This window comes from Trichocoleus sp. DQ-A3, from assembly GCF_039961975.1.
Taxonomy (GTDB): domain Bacteria; phylum Cyanobacteriota; class Cyanobacteriia; order Cyanobacteriales; family FACHB-T130; genus FACHB-T130.
Window position 1 is genome coordinate 38,699 of the sequence record NZ_JAMPKC010000024.1, and the last position, 14,276, is coordinate 52,974.

Annotated in this window: 11 protein-coding genes and 1 pseudogene; 8 read left to right on the plus strand and 4 right to left on the minus strand. The window is 48.5% G+C overall.

Annotated features, from left to right (window positions below; translation table 11 throughout):
* The first annotated feature begins 153 nt into the window (after positions 1 to 153).
* Both NDI44_RS23510 and NDI44_RS23515 read left to right on the plus strand, forming a co-directional pair.
* A complete protein-coding gene (locus tag NDI44_RS23510) occupies positions 154 to 1,380 on the plus strand; it encodes a type II secretion system F family protein (protein ID WP_190413829.1) in 1,227 nt (408 codons plus the stop codon).
* 126 nt (positions 1,381 to 1,506) lie between these two features.
* Positions 1,507 to 2,094, plus strand: coding sequence for a hypothetical protein (locus tag NDI44_RS23515; protein WP_190413830.1), 588 nt, complete (start codon positions 1,507 to 1,509; stop codon positions 2,092 to 2,094).
* Between the two features lie 60 nt (positions 2,095 to 2,154).
* Here the strand turns inward: NDI44_RS23515 and NDI44_RS23520 are convergent, their stop codons facing one another.
* Complete coding sequence (locus NDI44_RS23520; RefSeq protein WP_190413831.1) at positions 2,155 to 3,177, minus strand: saccharopine dehydrogenase-like oxidoreductase; 1,023 nt, start codon at positions 3,175 to 3,177, stop codon at positions 2,155 to 2,157.
* A gap of 365 nt (positions 3,178 to 3,542) precedes the next feature.
* Between NDI44_RS23520 and NDI44_RS23525 the strand changes: the two genes are divergently transcribed.
* From NDI44_RS23525 to NDI44_RS23535, 3 genes are read left to right on the plus strand one after another with little or no spacing between them, the layout of a single operon-like run.
* The gene (locus NDI44_RS23525; protein WP_190413832.1) at positions 3,543 to 3,752 is read left to right on the plus strand and encodes a DUF2997 domain-containing protein; all 210 of its coding nucleotides are present in this window, start codon (positions 3,543 to 3,545) and stop codon (positions 3,750 to 3,752) included.
* Positions 3,753 to 3,798: 46 nt separating this feature from the next.
* On the plus strand, positions 3,799 to 4,185 hold the full coding sequence (locus NDI44_RS23530) for a DUF1257 domain-containing protein (RefSeq protein ID WP_190413833.1): 387 nt from the start codon (positions 3,799 to 3,801) through the stop codon (positions 4,183 to 4,185).
* Positions 4,185 to 4,643, plus strand: a complete 459-nt coding sequence (locus tag NDI44_RS23535) for a ferredoxin (RefSeq protein WP_190413834.1) — start codon at positions 4,185 to 4,187, stop codon at positions 4,641 to 4,643. Before NDI44_RS23530 ends, NDI44_RS23535 begins: the two co-directional genes overlap by 1 nt.
* 105 nt (positions 4,644 to 4,748) lie before the next feature.
* Here the strand turns inward: NDI44_RS23535 and NDI44_RS23540 are convergent, their stop codons facing one another.
* Together NDI44_RS23540 and NDI44_RS23545 are read right to left on the minus strand one after the other, a co-directional pair.
* Positions 4,749 to 7,349 carry a DUF3769 domain-containing protein gene (locus NDI44_RS23540; protein ID WP_190413835.1) on the minus strand — a complete coding sequence of 867 codons (2,601 nt, stop codon included), beginning with the start codon at positions 7,347 to 7,349 and terminating at the stop codon, positions 4,749 to 4,751.
* Between the two features lie 120 nt (positions 7,350 to 7,469).
* Positions 7,470 to 7,586, minus strand: coding sequence for a photosystem II reaction center protein I (locus NDI44_RS23545; RefSeq protein ID WP_190413836.1), 117 nt, complete (start codon positions 7,584 to 7,586; stop codon positions 7,470 to 7,472).
* Positions 7,587 to 8,230: 644 nt separating this feature from the next.
* Here NDI44_RS23545 and glgP point away from each other — a divergent pair.
* Positions 8,231 to 10,864, plus strand: a complete 2,634-nt coding sequence (gene glgP / locus NDI44_RS23550) for an alpha-glucan family phosphorylase (protein WP_190413837.1) — start codon at positions 8,231 to 8,233, stop codon at positions 10,862 to 10,864.
* A 33-nt stretch (positions 10,865 to 10,897) separates the two neighbouring features.
* Here the strand turns inward: glgP and NDI44_RS23555 are convergent.
* Positions 10,898 to 11,668 (minus strand): annotated as a pseudogene (locus NDI44_RS23555) (DUF429 domain-containing protein).
* Positions 11,669 to 12,093: 425 nt separating this feature from the next.
* Between NDI44_RS23555 and NDI44_RS23560 the strand changes: the two are divergent.
* Both NDI44_RS23560 and trpS read left to right on the plus strand, forming a co-directional pair.
* Entirely contained in the window at positions 12,094 to 12,837 is a 744-nt protein-coding gene (locus NDI44_RS23560; RefSeq protein WP_339380720.1) for an O-acetyl-ADP-ribose deacetylase, read from the plus strand.
* Positions 12,838 to 13,259: 422 nt separating this feature from the next.
* Positions 13,260 to 14,267 (plus strand): tryptophan--tRNA ligase, encoded by a 1,008-nt coding sequence (gene trpS / locus NDI44_RS23565; RefSeq protein WP_190413838.1) that lies wholly within the window; start codon positions 13,260 to 13,262, stop codon positions 14,265 to 14,267.
* Positions 14,268 to 14,276: the final 9 nt, after the last annotated feature.

Here is a 14,276-nt window from a genome sequence, read left to right on the forward strand (position 1 = left end):
TGTATGATGCCAGGTAGTCCAGACCGAAATATCTTCGGTCTGGACTACCTGGCAGCCCTCAGCAGAAATTGTCAAAAACCTCCCCGGAAGACACCTTCCCATTACACAAATTTTCCTTTAAAAAGCCATTCTTCTTTCACTTAGAGGTGAGGTATGCCTACCTATATTGCTGATGTTCGGGACTCTAAAGGAGCCGCTAAGAAAGACAAAATAGTTGCCGACTCCCTGGGCAGTGCCCGCGACGCCCTGCGCGAAAAATGGGTTTCTGTTGCAAATATCAAAGAAACTCAAAGCTTTGACCTGAGCAAATTAAACCTACAAGACATTCAAACTTCTTTAGCGAAGGTTACAGTCAAGGACAAAGCCGTCTTTTCTCGTCAATTTGCTGCGATGGTCAATGCGGGTGTGGCGATTGTTCGATGCTTGGGTGTGCTTTCCGAGCAATGTACCAATCCCAAGCTCAAAAAAGCGCTTGTGGAAATTAGCTCTGAGGTTCAACAAGGTGTGAATCTCTCGGATGCGATGCGTAAACATCCGGAGTGTTTCGATAATCTCTACGTCAGTATGGTGCAAGCTGGAGAGGTCGGTGGTGTCCTCGATGAGGTACTCAACCGATTAGCCAAAGTCCTAGAGGATATGGCACGCCTGCAAAACCAAGTCAAAGGAGCAATGGCATACCCCGTGGCAGTGGGCATCTTGGCAATCATTGTCTTTATTTGTATGACGGTGTTTTTGATCCCGATCTTTGCTGGCATTTTCCAAGATTTGGGGACAGAATTGCCTGCGCTAACCTTGTTCATGCTGTGGCTCAGCGACATCCTCAGAAGTTGGAAGGTCATCATCCCTATCATTAGTGTTATCTTTGCCTCTTTTGTTTACAGGCAGTATTACAAGACGCCGGTTGGTCGTGTGACAATGGATCGCTTTTTCTTGAAAATGCCGCTATTGGGTGACTTGAATGAGAAATCATGTGTTGCTCGTTTTTGCCGCATTTTTGGAACCTTGACTCGTTCTGGAGTGCCCATTCTCACTTGCATGGATATTGTGAGAGATACGGCGGGGAACCAAGTAATTGCCAACGCAGTGGAGGCAGCCAAGCAAGACATTCAACAAGGTGGGATGATGAGCTTAGCTTTGCAAAAAGAGCAAGTTTTCCCAATCCTGGCAATTCAAATGATTAGTATTGGGGAAGAGACAGGTCAGTTAGATGCCATGATGATGAAAGTGGCAGATTTCTATGAAGATGAGGTTGAGCAAGCGGTGAAAGCACTCACCAGCGTTCTCGAACCCATCATGATGGTAGTGTTAGCGGGGATGGTCGCGGTGATTTTGCTTTCGATGTATCTCCCCATGTTTAAGGTGTTTGACGAGCTAGGCTAATCAATTTCAGGTTTTGGATTTTTCTCATTCCCAGATTTATCTGGGAATGAGATTTGGGATGGAGGGCTTATGGTACTTAACGATGACCTAATCTCCAATCTAAGATTGAAAATTTAAAATCAAAATATGTTTGTTAAGCAATCCTATTACGAAGCTAGCTTGGCAGAGTACAGTGACCTGTCGGGAGCGATCGCATTGCTCAAGCAGCACCGACCTTATCTGGAGATGATTCCTAGTATGCGCCGGTCTGAGGAGAGCGCGATCGTCATTCCTTTGCCGGTGGTGCGGATTCGCCATGCCTTATCTAAAGCAGAAAGCGCTAGCGTTGTCACATCTAGAGGGGAAGCCATTCGCTTGCCCTGTGATGTAGCAATTTTAATGTGTGACCCCGAATGGAAAATCAAAATGGGGGTGGAGATTTTTGTCTTCATCCACCGTCCCCAAGAAGACTTCTCCGACTTGTTGAGTCGCTGGCGACAGACCCAAGTGTGGCTGGACAAAGAATATGAGTGGTTGATGCCGCTTCGCCATCAACACATTTTTAGCGAGGGTGCTGACAAGCTATATCCTTTGTTTGTTGTATTTCCAGAGACGCCAGAACGAATTAAGCGAGGCTTAATGGGAGCCTGTCTCCCCTTTGTCATCCAGACACCAATGTTGGATGTTGAGGAACAGGCACAGGAATCTTTTTTGCCTGAAAGTCCAAACGTTTGACGGTTGAAGCAGGTTGAAGGGTAATCAACCTGCTAACCTACCCATTTTCAACCTGTTATACTACTTGACAAACTGCGGCATGACTTCGGCGGCGGTCAACAAACCGTAGATGCCTCGACGATGGAGTGCTACTCCGGCTTTGAGATAGCCGAAGGCAGGGCCGCAGACATTGGCTGCCATACTGGTTTCATCGCCAAGGGTGAAGGTATGAGTAGAAATCTTGCCTTCAAAGGTGCGACCTGTCACTTGGACATTCGTGCTGAGTGGTTTTTTGGGATTGCGGGTATCAACGACGCCGCCGACCGTAACGCGATCGCGCGGACAAATTCCAGCTAGCTCTAGCATCACATCATCAGCGTGTTCCATATTCTCCAGAGCCAGGATGCCGTTGGTTTGATCCAGCAATGCTTCCACTTCGGCATCACTCATGGCTCTGGCGCGCTCCACATCGTAGCCGGGTAGATGGGCAATATCTTCCCGAATTGTCGCTCGGTAGGCTTCCCAATTTGCAATCCCTACTCCAAATGTAATCTTGACGCTATGGATTTCGGCATAACTTTGGGCAGAAAGAGCCGCTGCTGCCGTTAACAACCCAGGCGTCGCCCCACAGCCAGTCAGATAAGTAATTCCTGCTGCAAGAAGTTCCTCTTGCAGATCCAGTAGCTGCTCGACAGCGCTGGTACGCTTCAGGGCGTCTACCAGAACCCCCCGCCAGCCAGATTGAATAAATTGCCGCGCGACGGACGCCATAAAGGTGTTGGGCAGATTAGGCAGTGCCAGGAAATATCCATCTACCGGCTTAGCTCGTTCGATTAAGTCCTGGATGCTCTGGCTGCTGAGGGTGCCTGTCGGCTCTAAATAGCCAAGAGAACCCCTTGTTTGGTAAATTGCAATGCTGGCATCGGGATCTAACCCTTGGGCGGCGTAGGTATAGCCTTTCTGGTCAGCAGCTGCAACCCAGATCATCTCGCGTTTTGGCGCAAGCACTCTGGCGGCAGCCTGCCCCAGTCCACCAAAGCCTAAGACGCCCACTCGAATGGGGGTTGGGGAGTTGATTGAACCTGTGACTTGCTCTGCACTCATAGCGTCTTCTTGCAATTGAACAAACTTTAATTATCCAGGCTCCTGGACGCGCCGGTTCGTTCACTTTTGAGAGCTTGAGCGATCGCTCAAGAAGTCTGTTGGCTTTTTTGCTCAATTTCGGATAATTTCTCTATCTTGACGCAGATGTAAAGTTAAGCGACACTGACAAATAATCAAAGTAAGACTCGCCTAATTAATTAAGTTTTGTTACGTTTTAACTCGTTGTGACTCAATTGCTCAACATTTGAGCAACATTAATTTATTAATATCCCAGCGAGTCAGTTCTAAGAAAGATGTCTTATCCGGCAGCATCAGCAGTATGGTTCGTGCCGCCGCCTAACTTGAGCAATCCCTAACCAATGAGCATGGAAACGCTAGAGTTTATCATTTATCCGGATGGTCGGGTGCAGGAGAAAGTCACCGGAATTACTGGGAAATCCTGTGCCGAAGTGACTGCCGCTATTGAAGCCCAATTGGGTCTGGTACTGACTCAGGAACCGACTTCTGAATTTTTTGCCTCAGTGATTCATCAGAGTGCGACGGCGACAGCCGGGGCAACTTATAGCGAGTGGTAAGGTAAGTTTTTTTTGAGTCCAACTTAATTTATTTGAAAAAATCGTCATGTCACACTTTAGCAACATCAAAACTCAAATCCGCAATCTTGTCTCGTTAGAAGCCGCTTTGACCGACTTAGGAATAGATTGGAAATCTGGCCCGCAAACAGTGCGCGGCTATCGCGGTCAAACCCTTACGGCTGATGTTGCCATTGAGCAAAAAAATGGTTATGACATCGGTTTTCGTTGGAACGGTCAGGAATACGAACTTGTTGCTGACCTACAGTATTGGCAGCAAACGGGTTCTGTAGAGCGGTTTCTCAACCGAGTGACTCAGCGTTATGCTTACCACACGGTTGTCAAAGAATCTGCAATGCAGGGCTTCCAAGTTGCCGAGCAAAAACAGAATGAAGATGGTTCAATCCGCCTAGTAGTGCAGCGCTGGAGTGCCTAATGTCTGATTACCCAACTCCTGAACAGCCAACTCCCGAACGTTCTGGCTTGGAGCCAGAGTTAGGTGGTATTTGGCGGGATGCCCCGGAACGTTCGGGTTTGGAGCCGGAGTTGGGTGGCACCCTGCGGCAAAAAGGCGTCTATGTTGATGAAATAACCTGTATTGGCTGCAAGCACTGTGCCCATGTTGCTCGCAATACTTTTTATATTGAGCCAGATTATGGGCGATCGCGTGTAGTTCGGCAGGATGGAGACTCGGAAGAAGTCATTCAAGAAGCAATTGACACCTGTCCGGTCGATTGTATCCACTGGGTCGATTACACGGAACTGAAAAAGCTTGAACAAGAGCGGCAATATCAGGTGATTCCATTGATCGGATTCCCTGCTGACCATGCGATTACGGCTGTGAAGCAGCGGCAAAAGAAGGTTAAGAGAAAGCAACAGAAATCCGTAGACTAAAGGTTCGCTGGTATAAAAAATGCCCGTCTGTACGGGCTAAATAAATAAAACCCCCAACAGATGCCTGCTATTGGGGGTTTTATTTAAAGCGTTGCACTCTCGCTTCTAACGAGAAACCCCTTGCACGACTGGACGCACACCAGAGCCAGGGAACGGTTCCGGAGTACCCAACCAGTTAAAGTCATTCAGCCGAAAACTGATGGAACCCAGCTGCAAAACAGGGTTGTAACGCAGGACAATGTTATAGGTGCGGCGGCTGTATTCCAGAAAGTAGTCGGTGCTGATGTTCTCCTTAGTATTTAAATTGACCGAGGTTTGAAAACCCAGGCGAAACGGGCCATAAATCTGTTGGGTAATGCCAGCGGAAAGGACGTTGGTATCCACGAGGCGGTCAAATAAGAAAGGTGATATACCACCACGAGCAACTTGAGAGTAGGTAACATTAAACCCGGTGTAATCTAAAAAAGGTCGGGAGAAATGACCGAATTGCCCTTGCACCCCAATGCTCCCGCTCAAGGATTCCTGGCTATCCCCACTACTGTAACCACTATAAACGCCGGTGATGCCCGTCGTTAATTGTACATAGGGAACAACTGGCACGGGTGTGTAGCGCAATCCTTCGGTGGGGGTGGCAGGCAAAGCTTTACCGCGCCAAAGTAAAAAGTTGCGGTTGAGGGAGGCACTCGCTTGATAGCGACTGAGACTGACGCGATTGTTGGTTTGCCCTGGTTCGAGCAAGTCTAAACGGTCTGTATCTGCGTTAATGAACTGGGCACCAGCTTGATAAGTGAGGTTGATGCCAGTATTCCCTAAGGGAATTACCGGAGAAGTCAGAACTGCACCTAAACTACTCTGGACGGTTTGATAGCCGAGGGAGCCGTTGAACAGGCGATCGCGGTAGCTATATTCTAAATTTAAGGTATGGGGTAGACGGGTGCCGATAATCTGGCGCAGCCGCAGGCTCGCTCTTAGCTGGTCGTCTGCGATCTCTTCCGGATCTAGACTGGTGAAAACAGCCGACCCTCTCAGGGTCGTGGTGGGGCTGAGGGTGGCATCTAGTCTAGTCCTGAGACCAAATACGGAGGGATCGATGAAGCTTCCCTCAGAAACGGCTTTTTGAAGAAAATATTGCGGGGTGACGCGCAATCGCACGCGGTTGGTAGAAATCAGTTGAAAGGTTCGTTCCGCAAACACACCGCCCCGGTCTTCAGCATCATACCCGAAGGTGACGAGACCCGGTTCGGTTTCGCTCCGGTCAATCACTCTGCGATCTTGAAAAATTGGGATCGAAAAACCCTGGTCAAAAACGACGCGGGAGCGGGTGGTGGTAATTTCATCTACCAGGGGCGAAATCCGCCTAAATCTGGCTGTATCTGCCCGTACCTCAAGTTCTGGTGGCGAAAAGGGGTCGTTGGTTAGCCGAACATTGGTGGCAAAGGCTCCTTCGGAGTCGAAATCTACCCGATCGGCTTGAAAGCGCAACCGGTTAATTGCGCCCCCTTGCTGAAACGACTGCTGGTTTTGGATGTTCTGACCAGCCCCAAAGACCAGTCCGTAGCCGCCGGGACTGGTGATATTCGAGACGGGTTGGTTGGCGGTAATGCGATCGCTTAACGGTCGTACTGAGGCAGCCGCAGCACTGGCATCATTGGGTAAAGGACTCGAAAAATCTGCCCCTGCTGAAGGCTGGTAAATCTCGCCACTGGCATTTAAGAGGAAACCGCTATCCTGGGCAAAATAATACTCAACGCGATCGCCCCGCAGCACTTGTTCGCCTCGCGTCATAGCGACATTCCCGTCCCCCACTACAACGCGATTCGGCAAGTTTATCTGTAGCCGATCCGCATCTACTACCGCACCCTGGTAGCGCAAAACAACATCGCCTTCTGCTGTAACGACTTGTCGATTTACATCGTATTCTTGCTGGTCAGAAGTTAATTCCACAACACCTCCCGTACCACCAGAAGTCGTAGGTGGCGTCGTACCAGGGGTGGATGCTGGTTGATTGTCTGGAGGGGCAGGTGCCGGTGGGGGTACTAATGTCGGTGCGGGTGCCAATTCCTCTTCAGGCCAAGGCTCACCTTCCGACACGGGCACTGGAGGAGCAGACTCTATCTGAGTTTCACTCGGTAGAGATTCCGGAGATTCCGGAGATTCCGGAGATTCCGGAGATTCTAGGGGTTCTGGAGGCTGCCAGTCAACACTCGGTAGCTGCTTCTGCAACACAGGAGTTGCCGCGCGTTCTTTTGCGATCGCAGCCTGACTTTCAGTGTTCTGTTCCCTAGGTTCTGACTCTTGATTTTCTAGCGACGAAGCACCAAATTCAGCAACGTTCGGCAAATCCTGGTCTGGGTATGCGTAAGGGCGAAGCCGTTGTGCTGATAATGCAGGGTCGTCGTCATTCTGGTCTGTCTGCACAGATGCTTCTTCCCTACCATTCCGATTCCGGACGATTGGATGACCCACTGAAATTGGGGCACCAAGGGGGGCAGCTTTTCTGGTGGGGATAGAAATTACAGAGAGCGAGGAAGAAGACTCCGGCGCAAACGTTTCCGGCTGCGTCGGGGCAGCAAGGATCTCAGGTTGCAGGGTTCGCTGGGAATCCGATGCAATTGTTTGAGCGGAGACAGCTAGAGGAGTGACATCCTCTGGCGGCAACGTGTTGATAATCGCAGGCGGTGGGGGCGGCGGAACTGGTTGGGGCATCTTCTAGCAACAGGAGTTGAGCGGACAGCACCAATGCCTATCCTCAACTGCACTCTGAGTAGGGTGCCTCGCAGTGGACTGCTGCCCCGACATCGGCCTGAGGCATAAAGCGATCGCTGTTTATTCCAGATCCCGGCGTTTTGGGTTACGGGAAGGATCGCTGGACAAAAATCCAAACACAAAGAGCAGGCTGAAGAAGGCAACGACTATATAAACGACAATTTTGAGAGTCACCATACCGATATCTACTCCAGACGGGAAAGGCTGAATGTTGCTGCCTTAAAGGCAGAACAACTTTCTCATAATACCGAAATATTGCTTCATTTTTGCCTTGAGTCTGGAGTGATTGTTGACCTCAAGCGGTCAGTCCAGCCGTCGTTTGAGCTGCTTAAACTGCTCTGACGATTGCCAGAGCGCGAAGTTTCCCTAGCGATCGCTTAGTTGTTATACCACGAGATCGCACCCGGTTCCTGGGTTTTAACTTTTCCCTGGCTCAAAATCTAGGAAATTGCAGAACCTGGGAAATACTGGAATCTTTGCTAGGGTGCGATCCCAGATAGCTAAGGTGTTTGGACGCCAGGAGGATAAACACGCGAATGCCACTAAATGCCACTAATGGTGCCCAAGGGCAGCGTTGCAAGAGACGCGATGTTCACCGCTTTTAGGCGATCGCTCCCGTGCTAGGAGCGCTTTTCTAAACAAATTTTCTCAATATTCCCTGGAAAAACTAGGATTTTAGATTGAAAGCGGCAGCTTGCTAAGGGCAGCTAGCTGGATAAAGGGATCAACATTTCCAGTCCAAAAAAAGAGTATAAAGAGCATCCAACTTGTAGCGGAAGTGAGTACACAATAGCTCTATTAAGACTTTAGAGGCTTTGTCAATGCAGCCGATTCGGACATTTAACGTTTCCCCCGCCTTGCCGTCAAGACTAGAACCCTTACGAAAACTGGCATATAACCTGCATTGGGATTGGAACTTTGAAACTAAAGAGTTATTTCGCCGCCTAGACCGCGATTTGTGGGAATCCAGCCGTCACAATCCAGTGCTAATGCTGGGAACTATTTCTCAAGCGCGGCTACAAGAAGTTGCTGAAGATGAAGGCTTTGTTGCCCACATGGAACGAGCCAGCCGCCAGCTAGACGACTACCTGCAAGAACGGACGTGGTATCGCAAACACAGGAATGAGGTGAACGGTCAGAGGACTGAGAAGAAACAAGAAAATTCTTCTGCTTCCTCGCTCAGTCCTCCGTCCTCAGGACTCAGGACTCAGGAGTGTTATGCCTATTTCTGCGCGGAATTTGGTCTAACCGACTGCCTGCCCATTTACTCTGGTGGCTTGGGCGTTCTCGCGGGAGACCATCTGAAATCAGCCAGTGACTTAGGCTTACCGCTGGTTGCCGTCGGCTTACTCTATCAGGAAGGGTATTTTGCCCAGTACCTCAATGCCGATGGTTGGCAGCAGGAACGCTATCCGGTTAACGATTTCTACAATATGCCGTTGCACCCGGAGCAAAATCCTGACGGTTCGGAACTGCGGATTTCTGTAGAGTATCCAGGGCGCACCGTCTATGCCCGTGTCTGGCGCGTGCAAGTGGGAACTGTGCCCCTATACCTGCTCGATACCAACATTGAGCCAAACAATCCCTACGACCACGACATCACCGACGAGCTGTATGGTGGTGACTTGGATATGCGGATTCATCAGGAGATGATGTTGGGCATCGGGGGCTTCCGGATGCTGAAGGCGCTGGGATATAAACCCACTGTTTACCATCTGAATGAAGGTCACTCAGCGTTTCTGATTCTGGAACGCATCCGGATGCTGATGCAGGAAGAGAAACTGGATTTTGCCGCCGCTAAACAAGTGGCGCAAGCAAGTCAAGTTTTCACGACTCACACGCCTGTCTCTGCTGGGTTCGATTTGTTCCCCCCGGATAAGGCTCTTTATTACGTGGGGCACTATGCCGATATTTACGGACTTTCCCACGAAGAGTTTCTGGGCTTAGGACGGGAGGACACTGGGGATTTGGCGTCACCGTTTAGCATGGCAGCACTGGCGATGAAGACATCGAGCTTTGTCAATGGGGTTGCTCAGCTGCACGGGTTGGTGTCGCGGAAGATGTTTCAGAGTCTCTGGAAAGATTTTCCACTCAATGAGGTGCCGATTACCGCGATTACGAATGGAGTCCACGCCCGCACTTGTGTAGCGAAGTCAACGCAGGAGCTGTATGACCGCTACCTTGGCCCTCAGTGGTCTGACGCGCCAGTAGACGATCCGTTGTGGGAGCGGGTGCAGTCGATTCCGGATGAGGAGTTGTGGCGCAATCACGAGCGTCAGCGGTCAGAACTGGTGGTGTTTGTGCGCGATCGCCTAGTGAGAAAGTTGCGCGATCGCGGTGCTTCTCCCTCTGAGATTGACCAAGCGCAGGAAGTATTAGACCCAACGGTGCTAACAATCGGCTTTGCGCGTCGTTTTGCGACTTATAAGCGGGCAACTCTGTTTTTGCGGAATATAGACCGGATCAAGAAAATCTTGTTGGGCGATCCTAATCGGCGGGTGCAGTTCGTCATTGCTGGAAAAGCGCATCCCAAGGATATGCCTGGGAAGGAACTGATCCGCGATATCATTCATTTCTCGCGGGATGAGGGAATGAATGCCAGTGTGGTATTTATCCCGGACTACGACACTTATGTTGCCCGATTAATGGTGGCGGGTTGTGACGTATGGCTGAACACCCCTAGGCGTCCGCGTGAGGCATCTGGCACCAGTGGAATGAAGGCGGCGATGAATGGTTTGCCAAATCTGAGCGTGCTGGATGGCTGGTGGGATGAAGCAGATTATGTCCGCACTGGCTGGCCCATCGGTCACGGAGAAGACTATGAAGACATCAATTATCAAGATGATGTGGAAGCGAATGCTTTGTACGACTTGCTAGAACAGGAAGTCGTGCCGCTATTCTATAACCGGGATGGTGCTGGAATTCCCCGCAAGTGGACTGCCAAAATGAAGGATTCGATTCGATTGAATTGTCCGTTCTTCAATACGTCGCGGATGGTGCGGGAGTATGCAGTGCGGGGATATTTCCCAGCGAGCGATCGCTACTCTACGATGACCGCAGACAACTACGCCCCCGCCAAGGATGTAGCCGCCTGGAAGCAACGAATCTTCGAGCAATGGTACAACATCAAAATCGAAGAAGTTGATGTCTCTGAACCGGCTGGGATTATGGTCAACCAAACCGTTAGCGTCAAAGCGCGGGTTAATCTGGGGGAACTCAGCTCCGATGATGTTCAAGTTGAACTTTATCAGGGTGCAGTTGGTGTCGATGGGGAAATTGTCAACGGCATTCCCGTAGTGATGGATTACCAAGGCAAAGATCAACAAGGATGTAGTATTTACACTGTTGATATTCTTTATACCTCCAGTGGTTTGCAGGGTTTCTCTTTACGGGTTTTGCCAAAACACGACAATCTATCAAGCCCCTACGAATTGGGGCTGATTCTTTGGGCTTAGATAGTTTTGAGTTTTGAGTTATTAATTCAAAATTTAAAACTCAAAATGATTCTTGGGGACGACAATATATCCGGTGGTGTCATCTCCCAGCACCAGATTTCTTTCTAATCCCCAGTACCACCAGTGAGCGCCTACATAGGCACAGATGAGACTATCTAGCTTATCTTCTAAGGCTTTAAAGGTGGCAAGGGTACTGGGGATTTCTAAGAGAAACGAACCGCCAAGACGCAGAGGACGCAGAGAGGAAGAGGCAGAAGAGACATCTAGTTTTGGTGTCAGGTTGGGTAGGCTATTTACAATATACTGGCGGAGTTTTATGAGTTCTATTTAACGTTCTGCTAGTTTTCCTTTTTTGTATTTAAGAATCCGCTCTAAGCTGAATAAATTTACGATGGCTGGGTGGGGAAATACTTCGATTTGATAGCGTCCCGGTTGTTGGGGTTCGATCGTTGGTGCGTGAGCAAATCCACGGGATTCGAGGCTGAGTCCAAATCCTACGGTGCGTTGGGCGAAGGGGAGTCCTAGATTAGCAGGGTAGCAACCCGCGTGATAACGACCAAAATATTTGTGGGTAAGTTTATCAGGTAGTCGCGTCCCAGTAGTGTTGGGAATCAGTGTCGGGGCATCGACGGCAATCATCGCCGGTTCTGGTGCGGGTGCCCAAGTATCAATCCAGTTGAGAATTTCTTCTATTGTTTCGAGTCTATCTAAATCCAGCAGATGCAACTGCCCATCTTCCCAAGCGAGGCAGCATAATCCACTGGGTTGCGATCGCCATCCCAAATCAATGCCTAAAAATTTTATCACGCTGAAATTTTATTATCTATCTTGGTGTTTCGTGCCGCTCATCTTATTCAAATCTGCGAATCAAATTCAAAAATGGTTCAATTCTGTTGCATAGAAACACATAGTTATGAGGTAAATGAAGCGATGCTTTATAGCTTCTGAATTCGTCTCGAAGTCAATAGATTAGCTGTTTGGAATTTACTTTGCAAAATAATTTTAATATAACTTGTTAATAGCCCAAACAAATTAAAGTATTTACAAACCGTGTTGCTGATGCAACTAATAATTCTGTTAAGGAGTCCCTTTTAAGCAGCAACTAGGCTGTTAAATATGCAAAGTATCTGAATTCACATGGCTATGATAATATAGAAATCTAGTTACTGGCATACATTATTATTTTTGACTTTCAATCAAGTAGTATTTATTACACCCAAGTAGTGATTATGAATGATTATAAAGGATGCAATTACTGTCTGCATTATCGCCCTGATGGAACCTGTGTTGCTTTTGACCCTGATTTTATTCCAATAACGATTGCTTCAGGACAAACAAAACATATCCAACCTTTACCAAATCAGGGAAATACAATTGTTTATGAGCCAGCCGGAAAATCTATATTCTCCAGGCTGGATGAGTATCGGATGAATAACAAGCTGATGCGTGAAAGAATAGAGATTATAGAAGGCGACATTACTCAGCAACAAGTGGATGCCATCGTCAATGCTGCGAATGAATCCCTAATGGCTGGTGGTGGGGTTTGTGGAGCTATCCATCGTGCTGCTGGGTTAGGGCTTGAGGAAGAATGTCTACAACTGAAGGTTTGCACGGAAGGCGATGCCAAAATAACAAAGGGCTACAACCTCCCAGCAAAGTGGGTTATTCACACGGTTGGACCAGTATGGGAAGGTGGCAGGTATGAAGAACATAAAGTGCTGGCTCAGTGCTATCGCAATTGCTTTGCTTTGGTAGAGCAATATAAAATTAAAACGGTAGCATTTCCATCTATCAGTACAGGAGCCTATGGCTTCCCGGTAGAGAAAGCAGCAAAAATCGCAGTTTCTGAAGCTAGACGTTTTCTGGAGCGAAACACCTCAGTTGAGAAGATAATGTTTGTTTGCTATGAAAAGCAGACTTATGACCACTACACTACCAATCTAGATGAAATTCTGCCAGCCAAACCCGAGTGAATTACTTCAGAAAAATATTTACAATTGCCATCTAATCGCCTATTTATTTCATAAATAATCAATTTCTTCTAGAGCGGCTACGAGGGGAAAATTATCAAGAGATAACTCGCAGGAAATTCATAGCCAAAAATCTAAACATTTAAGCTAGCTACGTTGTGCAATCAACAAAACTCCTGAAAAGCGCGATCGCATTCTGAGCATGGTTGGTTATTTTCCATCCCAGCAGAAAATTGATTATGGGTAAAATGGAGCGTTTAGGTAACGAATAATTGCAAAAGACGCGATCGCTCCTTTGCCTCTGGGCTATTAAAATAACGCCTAAAATAACGCCGCGATGATGCCAGAAAATGGCAAACTAGATAGATAAGTTTTGTTAACGCAGCTATTCCCTGCTGCGCTTCTAGATAGCTAAATTGAAATTCATGGTTAAGCAGCGCGTTCTCTCTGGGGTTCAACCAACGGGTAATCTGCATCTAGGTAACTACTTGGGAGCGATTCGCAACTGGGTAGAAGGGCAGAGTCAGTACGAAAATTACTTCTGTGTGGTGGATTTGCACGCGATTACCGCGCCGCACGATGCCAGCACCTTGGCTGAAAATACTTATAAAATTGCTGCTTTGTATTTGGCTTGTGGGATCGATTTGCAGTATTCCAGTATTTTCGTGCAATCCCACATCCCTGCACATAGCGAACTGACTTGGCTGCTGAATTGCATCACTCCCCTCAACTGGCTGGAAGATATGATCCAGTTCAAGGAAAAGGCAGTTAAGCAGGGGGAAAATGTCAATACTGGTTTGTTAGACTATCCAGTGCTGATGGCGGCAGATATTTTGCTGTATCAGGCAGACAAAGTGCCGGTGGGAGAAGACCAGAAGCAGCACTTAGAATTAACCCGCGATATTGCGAATCGGTTTAATTACCAATTTTGCTGGGAAAAGCCGGTGCTGAAACTGCCAGAGCCGCTGATTCGGGCTGAGGGTGCTAGAGTGATGAGTCTGACGGATGGCACTCGGAAGATGTCAAAATCCGATCCTTCGGACATGAGCCGAATTAACCTGCTCGATACCCCAGAGCAAATCCAAAATAAGATTAAACGCTGCAAAACTGACTCAGTGCGCGGTCTAACTTTTAATGATTCGGAACGACCCGAAGCCCGAAATTTGCTGACGCTATACATGGTGCTTTCGGGCAAACCGAAGGAAGAAGTCGCAGCAGAGTGTCAGGATATGGGCTGGGGACAATTCAAGCCATTGCTGACGGAAACCACGATTAACGCCCTGAAACCGATTCAGGAAAGGTATCAAGCGGTGATGGATGACAAAGGCTATTTGGAGTCTGTGTTGCGGGATGGCAGACAGAAAGCGGAAGCGATCGCGTCCGTTACTCTCGCCCAAGTGAAAGCTGCCCTCGGTTATTCGGTTCCCCTTTAACCAGATATA

Excerpts from the sequence above, each read along its gene's own strand:
- trpS (WP_190413838.1), top strand. The coding sequence starts at position 13,260 with ATGGTTAAGCAGCGCGTTCTCTCTGGGGTTCAACCAACGGGTAATCTG.
- NDI44_RS23560 (WP_339380720.1), top strand. The coding sequence starts at position 12,094 with ATGAATGATTATAAAGGATGCAATTACTGTCTGCATTATCGCCCTGAT.
- NDI44_RS23545 (WP_190413836.1), bottom strand. The coding sequence starts at position 7,586 with ATGGTGACTCTCAAAATTGTCGTTTATATAGTCGTTGCCTTCTTCAGC.
- NDI44_RS23530 (WP_190413833.1), top strand. The coding sequence starts at position 3,799 with ATGTCACACTTTAGCAACATCAAAACTCAAATCCGCAATCTTGTCTCG.
- NDI44_RS23535 (WP_190413834.1), top strand. The coding sequence starts at position 4,185 with ATGTCTGATTACCCAACTCCTGAACAGCCAACTCCCGAACGTTCTGGC.
- NDI44_RS23510 (WP_190413829.1), top strand. The coding sequence starts at position 154 with ATGCCTACCTATATTGCTGATGTTCGGGACTCTAAAGGAGCCGCTAAG.
- NDI44_RS23540 (WP_190413835.1), bottom strand. The coding sequence starts at position 7,349 with ATGCCCCAACCAGTTCCGCCGCCCCCACCGCCTGCGATTATCAACACG.
- glgP (WP_190413837.1), top strand. The coding sequence starts at position 8,231 with ATGCAGCCGATTCGGACATTTAACGTTTCCCCCGCCTTGCCGTCAAGA.
- NDI44_RS23515 (WP_190413830.1), top strand. The coding sequence starts at position 1,507 with ATGTTTGTTAAGCAATCCTATTACGAAGCTAGCTTGGCAGAGTACAGT.
- NDI44_RS23520 (WP_190413831.1), bottom strand. The coding sequence starts at position 3,177 with ATGAGTGCAGAGCAAGTCACAGGTTCAATCAACTCCCCAACCCCCATT.
- NDI44_RS23525 (WP_190413832.1), top strand. The coding sequence starts at position 3,543 with ATGGAAACGCTAGAGTTTATCATTTATCCGGATGGTCGGGTGCAGGAG.